This is a genomic window from Acidovorax sp. SRB_14 (assembly GCF_012932145.1).
Taxonomy (GTDB): domain Bacteria; phylum Pseudomonadota; class Gammaproteobacteria; order Burkholderiales; family Burkholderiaceae_C; genus Simplicispira.
Genome location: NZ_MWOK01000018.1, coordinates 23004 through 43553 on the forward strand (window position 1 = coordinate 23004; position 20550 = coordinate 43553).

The 20550-nt window shown below is 69.1% G+C and carries 16 protein-coding genes; 6 read left to right on the forward strand and 10 right to left on the reverse strand.

The features are described 5' to 3' along the window. Positions 1 to 2: 2 nt before the first annotated feature. Both B2J86_RS13625 and def read right to left on the reverse strand, forming a co-directional pair. Positions 3 to 509: a hypothetical protein gene (locus tag B2J86_RS13625; protein WP_173025881.1), complete on the reverse strand. Its 507-nt coding sequence runs from the start codon at positions 507 to 509 to the stop codon at positions 3 to 5. Further along, complete coding sequence (def, locus tag B2J86_RS13630; RefSeq protein WP_173025882.1) at positions 506 to 1015, reverse strand: peptide deformylase; 510 nt, start codon at positions 1013 to 1015, stop codon at positions 506 to 508. Before def ends, B2J86_RS13625 begins: the two co-directional genes overlap by 4 nt. Before the next feature lie 179 nt (positions 1016 to 1194). Here def and B2J86_RS13635 point away from each other — a divergent pair, with 179 nt between their 5' ends. Together B2J86_RS13635 and dprA are read left to right on the forward strand one after the other, a co-directional pair. Beyond that, positions 1195 to 2409, forward strand: a complete 1215-nt coding sequence (locus tag B2J86_RS13635) for a LysM peptidoglycan-binding domain-containing protein (protein ID WP_173025883.1) — start codon at positions 1195 to 1197, stop codon at positions 2407 to 2409. Between the two features lie 63 nt (positions 2410 to 2472). Further along, positions 2473 to 3630, forward strand: coding sequence for a DNA-processing protein DprA (dprA, locus tag B2J86_RS13640; protein ID WP_173025897.1), 1158 nt, complete (start codon positions 2473 to 2475; stop codon positions 3628 to 3630). A gap of 34 nt (positions 3631 to 3664) precedes the next feature. On the opposite strand, the gene B2J86_RS13645 is transcribed toward dprA, so the two are convergent. From B2J86_RS13645 to B2J86_RS13665, 5 genes are all read right to left on the reverse strand, one after another. Beyond that, positions 3665 to 5962 (reverse strand): DUF1631 family protein, encoded by a 2298-nt coding sequence (locus tag B2J86_RS13645; protein ID WP_173025884.1) that lies wholly within the window; start codon positions 5960 to 5962, stop codon positions 3665 to 3667. Between the two features lie 33 nt (positions 5963 to 5995). After that, a complete protein-coding gene (gene secF / locus B2J86_RS13650) occupies positions 5996 to 6949 on the reverse strand; it encodes a protein translocase subunit SecF (RefSeq protein ID WP_169169137.1) in 954 nt (317 codons plus the stop codon). Between the two features lie 14 nt (positions 6950 to 6963). Beyond that, entirely contained in the window at positions 6964 to 8865 is a 1902-nt protein-coding gene (gene secD / locus B2J86_RS13655) for a protein translocase subunit SecD (RefSeq protein WP_173025885.1), read from the reverse strand. A 73-nt stretch (positions 8866 to 8938) separates the two neighbouring features. Continuing rightward, entirely contained in the window at positions 8939 to 9274 is a 336-nt protein-coding gene (gene yajC / locus B2J86_RS13660) for a preprotein translocase subunit YajC (protein ID WP_169635755.1), read from the reverse strand. Between the two features lie 315 nt (positions 9275 to 9589). Beyond that, on the reverse strand, positions 9590 to 13153 hold the full coding sequence (locus B2J86_RS13665; protein ID WP_173025886.1) for an indolepyruvate ferredoxin oxidoreductase family protein: 3564 nt from the start codon (positions 13151 to 13153) through the stop codon (positions 9590 to 9592). A 152-nt stretch (positions 13154 to 13305) separates the two neighbouring features. Here B2J86_RS13665 and B2J86_RS13670 point away from each other — a divergent pair, with 152 nt between their 5' ends. Continuing rightward, positions 13306 to 13794, forward strand: coding sequence for an Lrp/AsnC family transcriptional regulator (locus B2J86_RS13670; protein ID WP_173025887.1), 489 nt, complete (start codon positions 13306 to 13308; stop codon positions 13792 to 13794). 150 nt (positions 13795 to 13944) lie between these two features. Then, positions 13945 to 15636: an MFS transporter gene (locus B2J86_RS13675; RefSeq protein WP_173025888.1), complete on the forward strand. Its 1692-nt coding sequence runs from the start codon at positions 13945 to 13947 to the stop codon at positions 15634 to 15636. Between the two features lie 134 nt (positions 15637 to 15770). Here B2J86_RS13675 and B2J86_RS13680 read toward each other — a convergent pair whose 3' ends face one another. Then, positions 15771 to 16982, reverse strand: coding sequence for an MltA domain-containing protein (locus B2J86_RS13680; RefSeq protein ID WP_173025898.1), 1212 nt, complete (start codon positions 16980 to 16982; stop codon positions 15771 to 15773). Here B2J86_RS13680 and B2J86_RS13685 point away from each other — a divergent pair. Then, positions 16915 to 17055 (forward strand): hypothetical protein, encoded by a 141-nt coding sequence (locus B2J86_RS13685; RefSeq protein WP_169169132.1) that lies wholly within the window; start codon positions 16915 to 16917, stop codon positions 17053 to 17055. The genes B2J86_RS13680 and B2J86_RS13685 overlap by 68 nt on opposite strands. Positions 17056 to 17188: 133 nt before the next feature. Beyond that, positions 17189 to 17839 carry an OmpA family protein gene (locus tag B2J86_RS13690; RefSeq protein ID WP_169169131.1) on the forward strand — a complete coding sequence of 217 codons (651 nt, stop codon included), beginning with the start codon at positions 17189 to 17191 and terminating at the stop codon, positions 17837 to 17839. Positions 17840 to 17874: 35 nt separating this feature from the next. Here B2J86_RS13690 and B2J86_RS13695 read toward each other — a convergent pair whose 3' ends face one another. Together B2J86_RS13695 and B2J86_RS13700 are read right to left on the reverse strand one after the other, a co-directional pair. Next, the gene (locus B2J86_RS13695; protein WP_173025889.1) at positions 17875 to 18504 is read right to left on the reverse strand and encodes a response regulator transcription factor; all 630 of its coding nucleotides are present in this window, start codon (positions 18502 to 18504) and stop codon (positions 17875 to 17877) included. A gap of 2 nt (positions 18505 to 18506) precedes the next feature. Beyond that, positions 18507 to 20543 (reverse strand): nitrogen regulation protein NR(II), encoded by a 2037-nt coding sequence (locus tag B2J86_RS13700; protein WP_371736561.1) that lies wholly within the window; start codon positions 20541 to 20543, stop codon positions 18507 to 18509. Positions 20544 to 20550 lie beyond the last annotated feature (7 nt).

Below are 20550 nucleotides of genomic sequence, written 5' to 3' on the forward strand. Positions count from 1 at the left end.
TCTCAGGGCATGCGGTCATCGCTGGGCACAGGCTCGTCGGTGAACATCACCAGGCGCACGACACCACTGCGGTCAATGTGGATGTGGGCCTGGCGGCGCGTGGAAAAGTCGTCGAGGAAGCGGTAGGTCCAGATGTCGCCGTCAAAACGTGCGACGCGCTCGACCAGCATGGGCCGACCAAAGGTGCGCTGCACATCGGCCAGGGTCCACTGCCCCGGCACCACCGCGGACAGCTTGGCAAACGTGAGCACCTGCTCCTTGCGCACCAGGCGTCCGCCGGCATCGAAGTCCAAATGAAACGCCTGGTAGCCCGCGGGCTGCGTGGTGTAGAGCAGGCGCTCGCCACCGCCCGCCAGAGGCGAAATGCCGGCCGGCGCCCCCAAGCGCGCCACCACCTCGGCGCGGCTTGCGCCGGGGCGCTCAAAGTCGGGAGACGCGCACGCGGCCAGCAGCAGCGCCAGGGCCGTGGCGGCCAGGGCGCGCAACGAGGAGCGTGCGCGCGGGCTCATGCGCGGGCCTCGCGTTGCGCCTTGACCATCTTGGTCTTGATGCGGTTGCGCTTGAGCGGTGAGAGGTATTCGACGAACACCTTGCCCAGCAGGTGGTCCATTTCATGCTGCAGGCACACCGCCAGCAGGCCCTCGGCCTCGATCGTGCGCGGCTGGCCCTCGCCGTCGAGCGCGCGCACATGCACGGCGGCGGAGCGCTCCACGCCGTCGTAGATGCCGGGCACCGACAGGCAGCCCTCGTCGCCCACGACCTTCTCGGCGCTGGCCCAGACGATTTCGGGGTTGATGATGACCAGGGGCTGATCGCGCTCTTCAGAGACATCGATCACGACCACCCGCTCGTGCACATCCACCTGGGTGGCGGCCAGGCCGATGCCATGGGCGTCGTACATGGTGGCCAGCATGTCGGAGACCAGCAGGCGGATGCGCTCGTCCACCACCTGCACCGGGCGGGCCACGGTGTGCAGGCGGGGATCGGGATAACAAAGAATGGGAAGAATTGCCATGGCGACCAGAAAAAGCTGTCGCTATTTTCGCCACTTTTACCGCCCTATGCAGCCTGCGTCGCCATTAATCATTGCCCAATCAAGGGCTTGCGCAGAGAATCCCTGGTGGTTTGTCACGTATACAGCTGCTCCAACCGGCACCCGGGACGCGAGCGGCGCCAGCGAGGGGGCGTTCAGCAATGCATCAAAAAAATAACGACACGGCGGCGTTTCGCCGCGCGCAGCGGGCCACCGTGGGCGCACTGACCTTGCTTGCCGCAGCCACTCTGGCCGCGCCACTGCAGGCCCAGACCTTTCCGGTCACCGCCGACCAGCGTGCCACGGCCCAGCAGGTCGCGCACCAGGGCATTCCCCTCAGCGAACTCGCACCCCAGGCCCCGGACCGCTACGTCGTCCAGCGCGGCGATACCCTGTGGGGCATTTCGGGCCTGTACCTGCGGCGGCCCTGGCGCTGGCCCGAGCTGTGGGGCATGAACCTGCAGGCCATTCCCAACCCGCACCTGATCTTCCCGGGCCAGACGCTGTACCTGGAAAAGCGCGGCGGCTACGCCCGTCTGAGCACCCTCGCGGCAGGAACGCCCGAAACCGTGCGCGTGTCACCGCGCACGCGCAGCGACAGCCTGTCCGATTCCGCGCTGCCCACGCTGCAGCCCCACCTGATCGAGCCCTTCCTGGTCGAGCCCCTGGTGGTCGATGCGCAAACGCTGGAGCATGCGCCGCGCATTGTCGCCACCGTCGACCAGCGCGTGCTCATGAGCAGCGGTGACCGCGCCTATGCGCGCGGCACGGCCGCCGCGCCGCTGCGGGTGGCGGCCGGCGTGCCGCGCTTTTACCGCATCTTCCGCAACGCGGTGGCCCTCCAAGACCCGCTGAGCGGCGAGGTGCTGGGCTACGAGGCCCAGTACCTGGGGCAGGCGGAACTGGTGCGCAGCGAGACCGAGGCGCCGGCCGCGGACGGCAAGGCAACCGAACAAGTTCCGGCCACCGTCGACATCCGCGCCAGCAAGGAAGAAGTCCGCGCGGGCGACCGGCTTCTGCCCGCACCCGCCCGCGCCTTCTCCAGCTACACGCCCCGCGCCCCGCAAGGCGCTGTTGACGCGCGCGTGGTGTCCATCTATGGCAGCACCGCCGTCGCGAACGCGGCGCAGAACCAGGTCATCGCCATCAACCGCGGTGAGCGCGACGGCATGGAATCGGGCCACGTACTGAACCTGCTCACCCAGGGCGAGCGCCTCAAGGACCGCACCGACCCGGCAAAAGCCATCATCCAGCTGCCCAGCGAGAGCAATGGCATGGCCATGGTGTTCCGCACCTTTGACCGCGTCTCTTACGCGCTGATTCTGGACGTGCGCAACACCGTGCGCGTGGGCGACCGGCTCGTCAATCCGCGCTGAACCGGACCGGCTGAAGTGGTGGTGCCCTGCGACATGGCTCCCTCTTCGGCGGCCTCCCTGCCGCTGGAGCGCGATGAACTCGCTGCGTGGCTGAGGCTGACCCTGACGCCCGGCGTGGGCGACGCGGCGGCGCGCCGCCTGCTGGGCACGTTCGGGCTGCCGCAGCGCATTTTTGGGCAGTCCGGCCAAGCCCTGCAGCAGTGCGTGACACCGGCCCAGGCACACGCGCTGCTGCGCGAACCCGATGGCCTGCCGGCCTTGGTGGAAACCACCTGGCAATGGCTGCACACCGCACCCGCTGCCGGGCCCGCGCGCGCCATCGTGGCGCTGGGCGATCCGCGCTTCCCGCGCCTGCTGCTGGAAACGCAGGACCCGCCGCTGCTGCTCTACCTGCTGGGCCCGGACCGCTTCATCGGCCCCCAGGGCTCTCCCTTTCCCGCGCACCACTGCCTGGCCATGGTGGGCAGCCGCAACCCCACGGCCCAAGGGCAGGAAAACGCGCGGCAGTTCGCCCGCGCCCTGCGTGCGAGCGGGCTGGTCATTGTCTCGGGACTCGCGCTGGGCGTGGACGCGGCCGCCCACGAAGGCGCACTGGAGGCCTCCACCGACGCCGATCCCATGCCCGCCACCGTGGCGGTCGTAGGCACCGGCCTGGACCGCGTCTATCCGCGCCGCCACCTCGATCTGGCCCACCGCATCGCCGCGCGGGGCGTGCTGGTGAGCGAATACCCGCTGGGCACAGCGCCGCTGCCAGGCAACTTCCCCAAGCGCAACCGCATCATTGCCGGGCTGTCCCTGGGCACCTTGGTGGTGGAGGCTGCCACGGCCTCGGGCTCGCTGATCACGGCCCGGCTGGCGGCAGAACAGGGGCGCGAGGTGTTTGCCATCCCCGGCTCCATCCACGCTCCGCAGTCGCGCGGCTGCCACGCCCTGCTCCGGCAAGGCGCCAAGCTCGTGGAATCGGCCCAAGATGTGCTCGAAGAACTGCGGCTGGCACCGCCGCCCCCGGCCGCCGAGGCCTGCCCGCTCCCCGAGGAGGTGCAGGAGCCCGACAGTCCGCTGCTGCGCGCGCTGGGGTTTGACCCTGTCGGCCTGGACGCGCTGCAGGCGCGCACCGGGCTCGATACGGCGACGCTGCAGGTCCAGCTGCTGGACCTCGAACTGGCGGGCGTGGTGGCGCGTTTGCCCGGGGCCTTGTTCCAGCGTTTGGCACGGGCCTGAAGGCAGCGCCGCAGCCCGGCGGTGGCGCCTGCCCTCAGCCCAGCAGCCGCTCGGGGTTGGCGTCGATCTTGGCCAGCGCATCGCGCGTGGCGCGCACCGTCAGCCCCTCTTCTTCCTGGGCCACCAGCAGACCCGCCTGCAGATAGGCGCCGAGGCGGCGCAGCTGGATCAGGTAGGTGCTGCCGTCGGGCGCGGCAAACAGGTGCAGTTGCCTGCGCTGGCTGTGCCAGGCGTACTGCACCTGGGCGCTGGCGCCCGTGTGGTCGAGCGTGAACCAGGTGCCCAGCGGCAGCGCCTGCGCCCACTGCACCATGGCTTCGTCCACTGGCGCGCCAGTGTCGGCCAGCACGTGGATGGACGAGGCATCGATGCCCAGCATCATCTCGATGTGGTCTGCATCGAGCGGAAAGTCTCCGAGCGCGGCGGCATCGTCGATAAAGTCTTCCAGGTGCTCCAGACGGCGCGCCATGGCCTCGATGTGCTCGGGGGGAATGGAGGCCGTCTTGGCCACGAAGGCTTCTGCGAGCGTGTCGGTCAGCACCTTGATCTGCGCATCTTGCGCCGCTCCGACCATCCCGATGAGGGCCAATCCCTGGCGCAGGCGCTGCAACAGCCCCGGCAGGGACTGGATGACCTGGGCGCGGTCGCTGCGGTGGGGCTTGGCGCTGGCGGCCCACACCAGGTCGGCCGCCGTGCGTTTGAACGCCAGCGTATCGGCATGCTGGGCGCCATCGCGCACCGCCGAGAGCGCCAGCACCTCCGTCCAGGTCTTGAACAGGAATTCGCGGATTTCGTCGCGCACCGGCATGTCCTTGAGCATGGTGCGCAGCTCGATGGTGTATTGAACGGCCAGCGTCTCCCGTTGCTCCACCTGCTGCGCCACGCTGGCCAGCCGGGACGTAGCCTGTTTCTCGGTCAGGAATTTGGCGAGAAATTTCTCGAATTCGTTGTGCACCAGCTGGAACACGCGCCGCCCGGTCTCGGGGTACTGCTCGATCACCTGCACAACACGGCGGATCTCGGCCTCCAGTGCACTGCCACCGATGGACGTGGCATCAAACCCGAGCACACACGCGCCCATGCGGTCGATGAGTTGGCGCGCCGGATGGTTGAGATTGCTGAAGAACTCGGGTTCGGCCAGCGCCACGCGCAGCACGGGGACCTGCAGGCGCGCAAACCACACGCGCACCGCAGACGGTATGCGGTCTTCAGAGAGGATGCTCTGGAACATCAAGGCCACGACTTCAATGATGGCCTTCTCGCTGTCCGTGGCCGCTGCCTTCTTGAGCTGGGCGGAGCGCTCACGCACCGTCCCGGCCAGCTGCACGACCGCGGCCGGGCTGTAATCTTCCACCAGCGTGCCGACCGTGCTGTAGTAGGTTTCGGCCTGCACCCGGTGCACTGCCAGCGCATGCGCCAAAGCGGCCGACGCGGGCGCTGCGTGCACCATGTCGTAGCCCATGGACGGCTCGGTGAGCAGCCGCCGCAGCTGGCCCATGACGCTCAAGGCCCGCTGGCGCGCGCGCGCCAGGGGTGTGAGGCCGGGGGCGGCCACCATGCCCATCTGCGACAGGTGCGCCGGCGCCGGCCCGCGTGCCGTGCTGACAGCCTCCTGCGACTGCGCCAGCGCCTGCGACGCCAGGCTGTCCTGTCCACTGCGGGACGGTGGCACGGCCGCGTGGCTGACGCGCACCCTCAGATCCTGCTGCGGTGCCACGCCCTGCGCGGCCAGAAAATCGTTGCCCGCCTGGTAGAGGCCTTGCACCAGCGCCGCCAGTTCCCGCTGCAAGGGGTCCACCACACGCTGCAGGTCGGCGCGCTGCAGCCCGGCCTGCACCCATTGCTCGACCAGCGCCAGGCTCAGCGCCTCGGGGCGCAGCATGTCGCTGTCGGGCAACTCGCGGCCTTCGAGCGCACGCAGCCGCAGCCGCAGTGCGTCGAACGCGGTACTGACCTGCTCCATCACGGTCAGCGCGATGCGCGAAGCCAGGATCTTGTTTTCGACGACGTCGTCGCTGAGCAGTTCGAAGCCCGTGTCGGCCGGCAAACCACGGCGGGTGGTGGGGGCCGCAGCAGGCGCGGCGAGGGCCTCCACACGCCAGGCGCTGCCCAGGGCCTGCACCCAGGCGGCGCGGTGTGCCTGGTACTCCATCCAGGCATCGCGCCGCTCCTGCATCTGGCGCTGCGTGCCCGTCTGGGACATTAGCGTGGCCAAGAACTCCAGCAAGGCCTTGTCCAGCCCCGCCAGGCCGGACGCCAAGCCTTCGACAAACTGCCGGCGCACCGCCCCCGCGAGCCTGTGCTGGGTGGGGGGCGGGGCCGAGGTGTGCATGGCCGGATATTAGTACCGAGCGCGCTTGCCCGGCTATACGGTGGCACCCGCGTTCGGATCGCTGGGGTCGCCCTCGTCCTTGCGCACGGTCTTGACAAGGTCTTCGCGCTTGACGCCGAGCCACATGGCCAGCGACGCCGCCACGAACACCGAGGAGTAGATACCGAACAGGATGCCGATGGTCAGCGCCAACGCGAAATAGTGCAGGCTGGGACCGCCGAAGAAGAACATGGACAGCACCATGGCCTCGGTCGACGCGTGCGTGATGATGGTGCGGCTCATGGTCGAGGTGATGGCATGGTCGATCACCTCGTGCGTGCTGAGTTTGCGGAACTTGCGGAAGGCTTCGCGGATACGGTCGAAGATCACCACCGACTCGTTCACCGAATAGCCCAGCACCGCCAGCACGCCAGCCAGCACCGACAGCGAGAACTCCCACTGGAAGAACGCAAAGAAGCCCAGGATGATGACCACGTCGTGCAGGTTGGCAACGATGGCGGCGACACCGAACTTCCACTCAAACCGCAAGGCCAGGTAGATCACGATGCCCAGCACCACCATGCCCAGCGCCATGAGGCCGCCGTGCACCAGCTCCTCGCCCACCTGCGGACCGACGAACTCGGTACGGCGCAGCGTCACCTGCGGGTCGCCGGCCTTGAGGGCCGTGAGCACTTGCTCGCTTTGCTGCGCCGATGTGACGCCCTTTTGCACGGGCAGGCGGATCATCACGTCGCGCGAGGTGCCGAAGCTCTGCACCACCACGTCGGTGTAGCCCAGGGACGAGACCGTGTCGCGCACCTTGCCGATGTCGGCCGTCTGCGTGTAGGCCACTTCCATGACCGTGCCGCCCGTGAACTCCACCGACAGGTGCAGGCCGCGCGTGACCAGGAAGAAGACCGCCAGCGCGAAGGTGATGAAGGAGATCGCGTTGAGCACCAACGCGTACTTCATGAACGGAATGTCTTTGCGGATGCGGAAAAACTCCATGTCTTTCCCTTTCGTTAGTTGTTATCGCCACGGGCGGCGACAGAACGCAACTGCGATGCGTCTTCAGGCTTCCAGACCTGGCCGATGGACACGCTCTTGAGCTTTTTCTGGCGACCGTACCAGAGGTTCACCAGGCCGCGCGAGAAGAACACGGCAGAGAACATGCTGGTCAGGATGCCGATGCAGTGCACCACCGCAAAGCCGCGCACCGGGCCCGAGCCGAAGGCCAGCAGTGCCAGGCCCGCGATCAGCGTGGTCACGTTCGAGTCCAGGATGGTGGCCCAGGCGCGCTCGTAGCCCGCATGGATGGCGGCCTGCGGCGTGGCGCCCGCGCGCAGCTCCTCGCGGATGCGCTCGTTGATCAGCACGTTCGAGTCGATGGCCACACCGATGGCCAGGGCCATGGCGGCGATGCCGGGCAGCGTGAGCGTGGCCTGCAGCATCGACAGGATGGCCATCAGCAGCAGCACGTTCACGGACAGCGCCACGGTCGAGAACACCCCGAACAGCGCGTAGTAGATGCACATGAAGGCGGCAATGACGACCATGCCCCAGACCACGCTGTGGATACCGCGGTCAATGTTGTCTGCGCCCAGGCTCGGGCCGATGGTGTATTCCTCGATGATTTCCATCGGCGCGGCGAGCGATCCCGCGCGCAACAGCAGCGCCGTGTCGTTGGCCTCCATGGAGGTCATGCGGCCCGAGATCTGCACGCGCCCGCCGCCGATCTCGGAGCGGATCACAGGTGCCGTCACCACTTCGCCCTTGCCCTTTTCAAACAGCACGATGGCCATGCGCTTGCCGACGTTCTCGCGCGTGATGTCCTTGAAGATGCGCGAGCCCTTGGCGTCCAGCGTGAGGTTCACGGTGGGTTCCTGGGTCTGGCTGTCAAAGCCGGGCTGGGCGTCGGTCAGGTTCTCGCCCGTGAGCACGACCTGCTTCTTGACGATCACGGCCTGGCCGTTGCGGTCGAGGTATTTTTCGTCGCCGAACGGCACCGGGCCCGAGCCCAGCTCGGCGGCACGGGCGTCCGATCCCTCGTCGACCATGCGCACTTCGAGGGTGGCCGTGCGGCCCAGAATGTCCTTGGCCTTGGCCGTGTCCTGCACGCCCGGCAGCTGCACGACGATGCGGTCCAGCCCCTGCTGCTGGATCACGGGCTCGGCCACGCCGAGCTCGTTGATGCGGTTGTGCAGCGTGACCATGTTCTGCTTGAGCGCCTGCTCCTGCACCTTGCGCAGCGCCTCGGGCTTGATCGCGGCGCGCAGGCGCATGCCCTCGCCGTCGGGGCTGGAGGTGACCGCCAGGTCCGGGAACTGGTCGGCGATCAGGTTGCGCGCGGCCGCCAGCATGGCCTCGTCGCGCACCTTGATGTCGATGGTCTGGCCGTCGCGGCCGATGCCGCCATGGCGGATGTTCTTGTCGCGCAGCGCCGTGCGGATGTCGCCCGCATACGACTCGGCCTTCTTGGTCAGCGCGGTCTGCATGTCCACCTGCAGCATGAAGTGCACGCCACCGCGCAGGTCCAGGCCCAGGTACATGGGCGCGGCATGCAGCGCCGTGAGCCAGGCGGGCGAGCGCGAGACCAGGTTGAGCGCCACGATGTACTGTGGATCCTCCGGATCGGGCACCAGGGCCTTCTGGATCGCGTCCTTGGCCTTGAGCTGGTTGTCGGGCGTGTCAAAGCGCGCGCGCACCGAGCCGCCATCCAGGCCGATCAGGTCGGGCTGCACGCCGGCGGCGTCCAGCGCCTCCTGCACGCGCTGCTGCAGCGCGGCGTCCACCTTGACGGTGGCCTTGACCGAAGACACCTGCACGGCCGGGGCTTCACCAAAGAAATTGGGCAGGGTGTACAAGACCCCCACCAGCAGCGCGACCACAATGATCGCGTACTTCCAGACCGGGTAACGGTTCATGATCGCGCTTTAACCTCAGGAACAATGAAAGCGGGCGCCCCGCGGGGCGCGCCAGCGAAGGGGCAGCGGCGATTTACTTGATGGTGCCCCTGGGCAGCACCTGCACCACGGCCGAGCGCTGCACCTGCACTTCGACGCCATTGGCGATTTCCACGTGCAGGTACTGCTCGGACAGGCGCGAAACCCGGCCCAGCATGCCGCCGCCGACCACGACCTCGTCGCCCTTGGCGATCGCCTCGACCATGGCGCGGTGCTCTTTCTGGCGCTTCATTTGCGGGCGGATCATGACGAAGTACAGCACCACGAACATCAGGACCAGCGGCAGCATGCCGGTGAGGGACGACATCATGTCGCCGCCGCCGGCGGCGGCTGCAGGGGCGGTCTGGGCAAAGGCTGAAGAAATGAACACGGCAAACTCCCAACAGAAGGGTCAAAAAAGAAACACCTGACCCGGCCTGCACCACAGCGCCTGCCTGGACGGAAAAGGCAGATTGTATGCGGCGCCTGCCGCGTATCCCCCGGCGCACGCACGGGGTATTCCGGGGCCGGTCCGGCACGGCCCTGGCGCACGAAATATCCACCAAAACAGCGCCAAAAGCTTACCCATCAAGCGCTCATAGCTACTCTATTGATAGCAAAAATAAACCCCGGCGGCGCCCGCAAGGCAGCGGTCGCACCGCCGGGGCGGCCCGGGGGGCGCGGGCGGCGCGGCGCCGCCCGGCACTCAGGCCGCCGCGCGCGCGGGCGCGGGGCTGTTCCACTGCGCCAGCAGGCCCTCCCACTTGGCGCGCGCGGCGTGCAGGTGCCGCTCCTTGACGTGGCCGTAGCCGCGGATGTCCTCGGGGATGGACGCGATCTCGACGGCCAGCGCCAGGCGCTCGGCGGTGAGCGCATGCAGCAGGGCCTCGATGCAGGCGCGGTACTCCTGGACCAGCGCGCGCTCCATCCGGCGCTCGGCGGTCTTGCCGAACAGGTCCAGGGCCGTGCCGCGCAGGCCTTTCATCCTGGCCAGCATGCCGAAGGCGTTGCGCACCCACGGGCCGAACGGCTGCTTGACGAGCTCGCCCTTGTCGTTTTTCTTCGCGGTCAGGGGCGGCGCCAGGTGGTGGACGATCTTGTAATCGCCCTCGAACATGCTGGCGATCTTCTCGGTGAAGGCCGGGTCGGTGTGCAGGCGCGCGACCTCGTACTCGTCCTTGTAGGCCATCAGCTTGAACAGCGAGCGCGCCACGGCCTCGGCCAGGCGCGTGCCACGGCCGAGCGGCGCTTCGGCCGCCTGCACCTTCTCGACGAAGGCCTGGTACTCGGCCGCATAGGCGGCGTTCTGGTAGCCGGTAAGGAAGCCGGTGCGCAGCGCCAGCGTGTCGGCGAGAGACGGCTTCTTGACGAACGCGATCACCTGCGCGGGCTGCAGCAGCGCCAGCACGGCCGGCAGGTCGTGCGCGCAGCGCCGGCCCCACTCGAAGGCGGCCTTGTTGTTGTCCACCTGCACGCCGTTGAGTTCCATGGCGCGCATCAGCGACGCATGCGACAGCGGCACGCGGCCCTTCTGCCAGGCGTAGCCGAGCATCAGCGGGTTGGTGTAGATGCTGTCGCCCAGCGCCTGCACCGCCACCTGCTCGGCGTCGAAGCTGCCCACGCGGTCGGCGCCCACGGCCGCCGCGATGGCGCTCTCGCACTGGCCGCCCGGAAACTGCCAGTCCGGGTTGGTGACAAACGCCGCCGTCGGCGTGCCGTGCGAGTTCAGCGCCACATAGGTGCGTCCGGGCTGCATCACGGCCAGCGTGGCCTTGTGGGCGGCCACGATCGGATCGCAGCCAATCACCAGGTCGGCCTTGGCCATGTCGACTTTGGTCGTGTAGAGGGACTCGGGGCGGTTGGCGATCTGGACATGGCTCCAGGTGGCGCCGCCCTTTTGCGCCAGGCCCCCCGCGTCCTGCGTGACCACGCCCTTGCCGTCGAGGTGCGCGGCCATGCCCAGCAGCGAGCCGATGGTGATCACGCCCGTGCCGCCGACGCCGCCGGTCACGATGCCCCAGGCGGCATCGGCCACCGGCAGCACGGGCTCGGGGATGGCGGGCAGGCTGGCCAGGTCGCCCTTCTTTTCCTTCTTGGGCTTTTTCAGCGTTCCGCCCTCGACCGTGACAAAGCTCGGGCAGAAGCCGTTGACGCAGGAATAGTCCTTGTTGCAGGTGCTCTGGTTGATGCGGCGCTTGCGGCCGAACGGTGTCTCCACCGGCTCGACCGACAGGCAGTTCGACTGGACCGAGCAGTCGCCGCAGCCCTCGCACACCAGCTCGTTGATGACCACGGTCTTGTTCGGCGTGGCCAGCGTGCCGCGCTTCCTGCGCCGGCGCTTCTCGGTGGCGCAGGTCTGGTCGTAGATCAGCACCGTGCAGCCGGGCACCTCGCGCAGCTCGCGCTGGATGCGGTCGAGGTCGCTGCGGTGGTGCACCGTGACGCCCTCGGCCAGCGGCGCGCCGTCGTACTTTTGCGGCTCATCGGTCACGATCACGGTCCGTGCCGCGCCCTCGGCCTTGACGCTGTTCATGATCTGCAGCACCGAGTGGCCCTCGGGCCGCTCGCCGACCTGCTGGCCGCCGGTCATGGCGACGGCGTCGTTGTAGAGGATCTTGTAGGTGATGTTGACGCCGGCCGCTATTGCTTGGCGGATCGCCAGCAGGCCGCTGTGGAAGTAGGTGCCGTCGCCCAGGTTGGCGAACACGTGCGCGTCCTTCGTGAACGGTGCCTGGCCGACCCAGGTCACGCCCTCGCCGCCCATCTGCGTGAAGGTGCTGGTCGAGCGGTCCATCCACAGCGCCATGTAGTGGCAGCCGATGCCGGCCACCGCACGCGAGCCCTCGGGCACGCGCGTGCTGGTGTTGTGCGGGCAGCCGCTGCAGAACCAGGGCGCGCGCTCGCCGGCCTCGCCCCCGACCTCGGTCAGCGCGCGCTCCTTGGCGTCGAGGATGGCCAGGCGCGCGTCCATGCGCGCGGCAATCTCCTGCGGCACGCCGAGCTTGTGCAGGCGTTTGGCGATGGCGCGCGCAATCAGCGCCGGCGTCAGGTCGGCCTTGGCGCGCAGCAGCCAGTTCTGGCCCGGGTTGGGCACCGACCATTCGCCGCCCGAGGCGTCGCCCTCCTGCTCGTCGAACTTGCCCAGCACCGTCGGGCGCACATCGGCGCGCCAGTTGTAGAGCTCTTCCTTGATCTGGTATTCGATGACCTGGCGCTTTTCCTCGACCACCAGGATCTCCTGCAGGCCCTGGGCGAAATCGCGCGTGATCGTGGCTTCGAGCGGCCAGACCACGTTGACCTTGTGCAGGCGGATGCCGAGCTGGCGGCAGGTGGCATCGTCCAGCCCCAGGTCGACCAGCGCCTGGCGCGTGTCGTTGAAGGCCTTGCCGCTGGCGATCAGGCCGAAGCGGTCGTGCGGCCCTGCGATCACGTTGTAGTTGAGCTTATTGGCGCGGATGTAGGCCAGCGCGGCGTACCACTTGTAGTCCATCAGGCGCGCCTCCTGCTCGAGCGGCGCGTCGGGCCAGCGGATGTGCAGGCCGCCAGGCGGCATCGCGAAGTCGTCGGGCGTGATGATCTTCACGCGCTCGGGGTCGATCGAGATGCTGGCGGACGACTCGACGACCTCCTGGATCGTCTTCATGCCCGACCACAGGCCCGAGAAGCGGCTCATGGCAAACGCGTGCAGGCCCATGTCGAGGATGTCCTGCACATTGCTCGGGAAGAACACCGGCGTGCCGCACGCCTTGAAGATGTGGTCGCTCTGGTGCGGCGCAGTGCTGCTCTTGCTGATGTGGTCGTCGCCGGCAATCGCGATCACGCCGCCGTGCTGCGCCGTTCCCGCCATGTTGGCGTGCTTGAACACGTCCGAACACCGGTCCACGCCCGGGCCCTTGCCGTACCAGATGCCGAAGACACCGTCGTACTTCTTGCTCTGCGGGTACAGGTCGAGTTGCTGCGTGCCCCAGACCGCGGTGGCGCCCAGCTCCTCGTTCACGCCGGGCTGGAAGACGATGTGGTTGTCTGCCAGGTGCTTCCGGGCGGCCCACAGCGACTGGTCATAGGTGCCCAGCGGGCTGCCGCGGTAGCCGCTGATGAAGCCGGCGGTGTTCAGCCCCGCGGCGGCGTCGCGCTGGCGCTGCAGCATGGGCAGGCGCACCAGGGCCTGCACGCCGCTCATGAAGGCGCGGCCCTGCGGCAGCGCATATTTGTCGTCGAGCGAGACGGTTTCGAGGGCCTGGCGGACGTGCTCGGGCAAAGGGGCGTTCATGGGTTTGTCTCCATCGGCGGGGGTCACGAAAGGCGCCTCTGGGCGGGCGCTCCACGGCCAGCCAGTTTAGGGGGGATCGCGTGGAAAATCTTTGCTTTCTTTGCCGCCGTTTGGGCACCCATGGCAAGATTCTTTCTCGGAGAACGCCAAAAATGAACCAAATCGACAAATTCGACCTCGCCATCCTGCACGAGCTGCAGGCCGATGCGCGCCTGACCAACGCCGAGCTGGCGCAGCGCGTGGGGCTGTCGGCGGCGCCCTGCTGGCGCCGCGTGCGCGCGCTCGAGCAGGCCGGCTACATCTTGGGCTACCGCGCCGAGATCGACCGCCACAAGATCGGCCTCGGCGTGCTGGCCTTCGTGCGGCTGGACGCCGACCGCAGCACCGGCGGCCTGACGCGCGCGATGGAAGAGGCCATCCGGCAGATTCCCGAGGTCGTCTCGTGCCACTACATCAGCGGCACCGGCACCTTCGAGCTGCAGGTGGTGGCGCGCGACCTCGAGAGCTTTTCGCAGTTCGCGCGCGAGGTGCTGCTGAACCTGCCCAACGTGAAGGACATGCACACCAGCTTCTCGCTCGGCGAGGTCAAGGCCAGCGGCGCGCTGCCGCTCGCGCACCTCGGGCTGCCGGGCCCGCGCTGACTCCTGTTTCGATAGCTGTCAGCGCTGACTGGACAAGGGCTGGAGGCCAATTTGGCTGTTAGCGTGCGCCACGCCGCATTCCCGAGCGCCGGACGTGGCACCGGCAGGCCCGCCAGCGCCCCGCGCCGCAGTTGCGCACAATGAGCCCTCATGCCCCCCATGCCGCACCCCGCCTCCGCCCCCGATTCCGTCGCCGCCACCGCGTCGGCCACGGCCGACCACACAGAAGCAGCAGTGGCCGCGCAGCTGGCGCACGACACCGCCGAACGCGCCGAACTCTCGCCGCTGGCGCCGCTCTCGCGCCCGGTGTTCCGCATGCTCTGGCTCACCTGGATGGCCGCCAACACCTGCATGTGGATGAACGACGTCGCCGCCGCCTGGCTCATGACCACGCTCACCACCTCGCCCATGCTGGTGGCGCTGGTGCAGTCGGCCTCGACGCTGCCGGTGTTCCTGCTCGGCCTGCCCAGCGGCGCGCTCGCCGACATCCTGGATCGGCGGCGCTACTTCATCGCCACGCAGTTCTGGGTGGCCGCCGTGGCGCTGGTGCTCTGCGGGGCCGTGCTGGCCGGCGGCATGACGGCGCCGCTGCTGCTGGCGCTGACGTTTGCCAACGGCATCGGCCTAGCGATGCGCTGGCCGGTGTTCTCGGCCATCGTGCCCGAGCTGGTCAGCCGCCCGCAGCTGCCGGCGGCGCTCGCGCTCAACGGCGTGGCGATGAATGCCTCGCGCATCATCGGACCGCTGCTGGCCGGCGCGATCATCGCCAGCGTGGGCAGCGCCTGGGTGTTCGTGCTCAACGCCGTGCTGTCGGTCGCCTCGGGCCTGGTCATCATGCGCTGGCGCCGCACGCACGTGCCGAGCCCGCTCGGGCGCGAAAAGCTCTCCAGCGCCATGCGCGTGGGCCTGCAGTTCGTGCGCCAGTCGCCGCGCATGCGCGGCGTGCTGTGGCGCATCGCCATCTTCTTCCTGCACGCGACCGCCATGCTGGCGCTGCTGCCGCTGGTGGCCAAGGGACTCGACGGCGGCGGCGCGGGCACGTTCACGCTGCTGCTGGCGTCGATGGGCGCGGGTGCCATCGCCGCGGCGATGTTCCTGCCCCGGCTGCGCCAGGCCATGCCGCGCGATGTGCTGGTGTTCCGCGGCGCGCTGCTGCAGGCTGCGTCGACCGCCGTCATGGCCGTCGCGCCGAACGTCTACGTCGCGGTGCCGGCCATGGTGCTCGGCGGCATGGCGTGGATCACCACGGCCAACTCGCTGAGCGTGTCGGCCCAGCTCGCGCTGCCCAACTGGGTGCGCGCGCGCGGCATGTCGATCTACCAGATGGCCATCATGGGCGCCACGGCGCTGGGCGCGGCGGTGTGGGGCCAGGTGGCGACGCTCACGAGCGTGAACGTGAGCCTGGCCATGGCGGCGCTGACGGGCGTGGCCGCCATGGCGCTGGTGCAACGCGTGGTGGCCGACCGCCACATCGAGGAGGACCTGAGCCCGTCGCAGGCCTTCAAGGCGCCGGTGGCGCGCACGCCGCCCGACTCGGGCAAGGTGGTCGTCACCATCGAGTACTTCATCCACCCCGACCGGGCCGCCGATTTCCGCAAGCTGATGCAGGAGAGCCGGCGCAGCCGCCTGCGCCAGGGCGCGCTGTCGTGGCAGCTGCAGCACGACCTCTCGGACCCGGCACGCTACGTCGAGCAGGTCACCGACGAATCGTGGACCGAGCACCTGCGCCGCTTCGACCGCGTGACGGCCTCCGACGTGGCGCTGCGCGAGCGCAAGCTGGCATTCCACACCGGCGATGCGCCGCCGGTCGTCGCGCGCTACCTGGTCGAACAAGACCGCTGACGCCGCGCTGCCACTATCGAAACGGGAGCTGGCTGCGCGCGCCCGCTCAGCGTTTCAAATATAAACAGTGTAAGAACAAGCTACAGCAAGCGCTGGCAGCTCACTTTTTTGCAGTGCGGTGTGCAGCCGCCCTTTCAGCGCGGCCACAGCGCCCACAGCCGCAGCCCCTGCTTGAGCCGGCCGGCCACCTCGCCCGCCTCCGGGCCCCAGCCGGTGAAGTAGTCGGCGCGCACCGCGCCGACGATGGCGCTGCCCGTGTCCTGCGCCAGCACCAGGCGCTGGAACTGCCCGGCCGGGCCGCTCGAGGCCATCCACACCGGCGTGCCATAGGGAATGCTCTGCCGGTCCACGGCGATCGAGCGGCCCGGCGTGAGCGCCACGCCCTGCGCGCCCTTGGGGCCGAACTGCGCATCGAGCGCATCGAGCGGCTCCTCGCGGAAGAACACGTAGCGCGGGTTGCTCCACAGCAGCTCGTTCACGCGGCCCGGGTTGGCCGAGATCCAGGCGCTGATGCCGGGCCAGGTGGCGTCGCGCACCAAGCCCTGGTCGAGCAGCCAGCGGCCGACGCTCTTGTAGGGCTGCTCGTTGGTGCCGGCAAACGCCAGGCGCACCAAGCGCGTGCTGCCGTCGGGCTCGGTGATGCGCAGCCGCCCCGACCCCTGGATGTGCAGCACCATGGCGTCGACCGGGTCGGCCAGCCAGGCGATCGCGCGGTCGGCGAGCTGCGCCTGCGCCTCGGGCAGGGTGTCAATCTGCTGGCGCGTGTACCAGGGCTTGCGCGCCGCCAGGCCCGCGGGCACGCGGTATAGCGGCACGGTGTAGCCCTTGCCCGGCTGGCGCGCGGCGTCGAGCTGCGGCTCGTAGTAGCCGGTCAGCAGGCCGTCGGCGCTGCCGCTGGCGGCTTCGACGCGGTAGGGCTGCAGGCGCGCGAACATCCAGGCGCGCTGCTCGTCGGCGCTGCCCAGGCTCAGGCGGCGCACCTGCGGGCACAGCGGCGCAAAGGCCGGCGGCGGGCGCTCGCAGCTGCGCACCCAGGCGTTCCAGGCCTCGTGCAGGGCGTCCTCCGAAAACCCGGGCAGGTCCTCCCAGCGCACCGGCACCCAGCGGCTGCCGGGTTGGGCGATGGGCGCAGCGCCAACGGCGCCGCTGTCCGCGGGCGGCGCGGCGCTGGGCACGGCAGGCGCGGCGGGTCCGGCGGTGGGCAGCGGGGTGGTGGAGCAGGCGGCCAGCGTTCCTACAATCAGGGCTGTTACGGCATGGCGCAGGAGTGCAAGTTTCATGGGTCTGATTTTGCTTGAAGCGCTGTTGGCGCTCGTGGTTCTGGTGCTGATCGTCTGGTGGACGATGTTTTCGGGGCGCAAGGGCGGCGAGCTCAAGGCCCCGCCCCCGACCGAGGACCAGCGCCTGCCGCCGCCCTGAGCGGCGGGCGATGCGGGCTTGTCCTACAACCGAGTGGCTTACATGCCGATACTTCAGTTGTAACAACGCTTCGCATAATCGGCGCAGGGGGCTGCCGGGAGGGCGGACCCTTCCACCTACAAGGAGTATTCCTATGCGCAAACACATCGTCTTGGGCGCCGCAGCAGCGGCATTGCTGATCACCGGCTGCGCCGACATGAACATGTCGGACACCCAGCGCCGCACCGCCACCGGCGCCGGCGTGGGCGCGCTGGCCGGCGCGGTGCTGAGCTCGGCCACCGGCGGCAAGGCCGGCACGGGCGCCATCGCCGGCGCAGCGGTGGGGGGCATTGGCACCTACATCTGGTCGCAGAACATGGAGCGCCAGAAGCGCGAGATGGAGCAGGCCGCGCAGGGCACGGGCGTCGCGGTGTCGCAGACTGCCGACAACCAGCTCAAGCTCGACATCCCGAGCGACATCTCGTTTGACGTCGGCCGCTCCGACATCAAGGGCAACTTTGCCCCGGTCCTCGACCGCTTTGCCGCCAGCCTGCGCAACAACCCGGCCACCGATGTGCGCATCGTCGGCCACACCGACAACACCGGCAGCGATGCGATCAACAACCCGCTCTCCGTGGAGCGCGCCAACAGCACGCGCAACTACCTCACGGCACGCGGCGTCAACGGCTCGCGCGTCCAGGTCGAAGGCCAGGGCTCGTACCAGCCCATCGCCAGCAACAACACGGCAGACGGCCGCTCGCGCAACCGCCGCGTCGAAATCTTCGTGGGTGAACGCCCGCGCTGAGATCGCCCGCGCGACACCACGGCCCGCCGCGGGCATCAGTGGCTGTCGCGCAGCAGGTTGGCCAGTTCGACGGCCGACTTGACCTGCATCTTGTCGAACACGCGCGCACGGTGCACTTCCACTGTGCGCACGCTGATGTCGAGCTGATCGGCAATCAGCTTGTTGGGCAAGCCCTCGACCACGCAGCCCATGACGGCGCGCTCGCGCTCGGTCAGGTCGGCCAGGCGCGCGCGCAGGTCGTCGCGCGCATGCAGCTGGGCCATGTGCTGGGCCGACAGCGCCAGCGCCTGCTCCACGCGGTCGACCAGGACGTTGTCCGAGAACGGTTTTTCGCAGAAGTCGAACGCGCCGCGCTTGACCGTGTCGACGGCGGTGGGCACATCGGCATGGCCGGTCAGGAAAATCACCGGCATGGCGGCCACCGCACCGCGCTCCACCAAGGCATCGAACAAGGCCAGGCCGCTCATGCCCGGCATGCGCACATCGAGCAGCAGGCAGCACGGGGAGCGCTGCGGCGTGCGCTGCGCCATGCTGGCCTCGAACGCCTCGGCGCTGTCAAACGATTCGCTGTGCAGGCGGCGCGAGCGCAGCAGCCACGCCAGTGCCTCGCGCACGCTGGCGTCGTCGTCGACGATGAATACGGTGGCGTCGGTGATGGGTTGCATGGTCAATGCGTCTCTGGCGCGGGCCTGGCGAACGGGAGGGTAAAGGTAAAGACCGTACCACGCGGCGTGTGCGGGCCGTAGCCCAGAAACCCGCCGTGCTGCTCGACCACCGTGCGGCACAGGCTCAGGCCCAGGCCCATGCCTTCGGGGCGTGTCGTGAAAAACGGCGTGAACAGCTGCCGCGCAGTGTCGTCCGTGATGCCGCTGCCGCAGTCGGCCACCGAAAACTCCAGCCAACCGCTGTGCGCGTTCGATCCGGCGCGGCGCACCCGGATGTCCAGCACGCGCACGGCGATGGCCGGATCGTCCATGGCCTGCATGGCATTGCGCGTGAGGTTGAGCAGCACCTGCTCGACCATGATGCGGTCGCACAGCACCGGCTGCAGGCCCGGCTCCAGCGCCACCTGCACGCGCACGCCGAGCTTGCGCGCCTGCAGGTGCACCAGCGGCAGCACGTCGCCCAGCAGCTCCTGCGCGGGCACGGCTTCGCGCGCCTGGTCGCGCCGGCGCACGAAGTCGTGCACGCTCTTGATGACCCGGCCGGCACGTTCGGCCTGGTGGGCAATGCGCTGCATGGCCGTGCGCGCGTCCTGCAGGACCGCCTGCAGGGCGGCGCTGTCGCTGCCCGGCCCCACTTCCAGCAGGTTCAGGGTTCCGGTGGCATAGCTGGAGATGGCCGCCAGCGGCTGGTTGAGTTCGTGGCTCAGCAGCGAGGCCATCTCGCCCACCGTCGCCAGGCGCGCGGTGGCCTGCAGGCGCTCCTGCGAGGCGCGCGAGAGCTCTTCGACCCGGCGCTGCTCGCTGATGTCGATGAAGGCGCTCATCCAGCCCGTGTGCTGGCCCACGGCGTTGATGAGCGGCGCCTCGATGATGAGCACGGGAAAGCGCGTGCCGTCCTTGCGCATGAACACCGAGTCGAAGCCTTCGCGCGGCGGCGCGGTGCCGGCCAGCCGCACCGCCTGGCGGTGCCAATACTCTTCCGCCAGTTCGGGCGGCCAATAGGGCGCCTGCGAGCTCTGGCCCAGCAACTCCGCCGGGCTGAACCCCACCATCTCGCAAAAGGCCGGATTCACGTAGGTGATGCGCCCCTGCAGGTCGCGCGCACGCAGGCCGGTGACGAGCGAATCCTCCATGGCCTTGCGGAACGCCAGCGCGTCGCCCAGCTCGCGCTCGGCGCTGAGGCGCCGGCGGTTGTCGCGCACCAGCATCGCGACCACGGTGACGAGGGCGATCGACATCGCGGTCACCAGCGCCGTGAGCACGTTCGGGAACAGGCTGGGGGCGGCGTGCCAGCCGTCCAAGCGCAGCACCAGGGTGTTGCCGGGCAGGTCGAGCAGCTGCTGCGCGGTGAACATGCGCGTGCCGCGCCGCGCCGCGCCCACCATCGCCAGGCGGGTGCCATCGGCTTCGGTGAACGACACTTCCTGGCGACGCGTCAGGTTGTGGCCCACCAATTCGGTCAGCATGTTCTGCAGTGAATAGGTGACCACTAGGTAGCCGCTGGCGCGCCCCGCGGTGGACAGCGGCAGGCACAGCTCCATCATCTCCACGCCCAGGCCCGCGCCCTGCGGCTGGAAGTAGCTGCTGGAGTAGGCCGCGCCGCTCAGGCGCCCCGCGTTGGCACATGCCAGGGCCGTGTCCGAATGCGCGCCGTCGCTGTTGCCGCGCTCGCCTCGGGTCGAGAAGAACGGGCTCTGGGCCTGCGCATGTACGTTCAGCGCCCTGTCGCGCCATTCGATGCCGACCAGCTCACGGTGCTCGCGCAGCAGGGCGCCCGCCTGCACCTGCCACTGCGACCCGCCCGGGGCCAGCCCCTGCAGGGCCTGGATGTTTTGCAGGTTGCGCGCCAGCGCGGTCCGCAGGTCTGCCACCGCATCGGCGGTATCGCGTTCGAGCTGGCTCTGCACCACGCTGGCCTCGTAGCGCCCCGCCAGCCACACGACGGTGACCAGCATGGCGGCCACCAGCGCCACCAGCAGCGTCCACAGCGACCAGCGCCGCCACGCGCCCTGCCAACGGCGCCACGCCCAACGGACCACGGCCGCT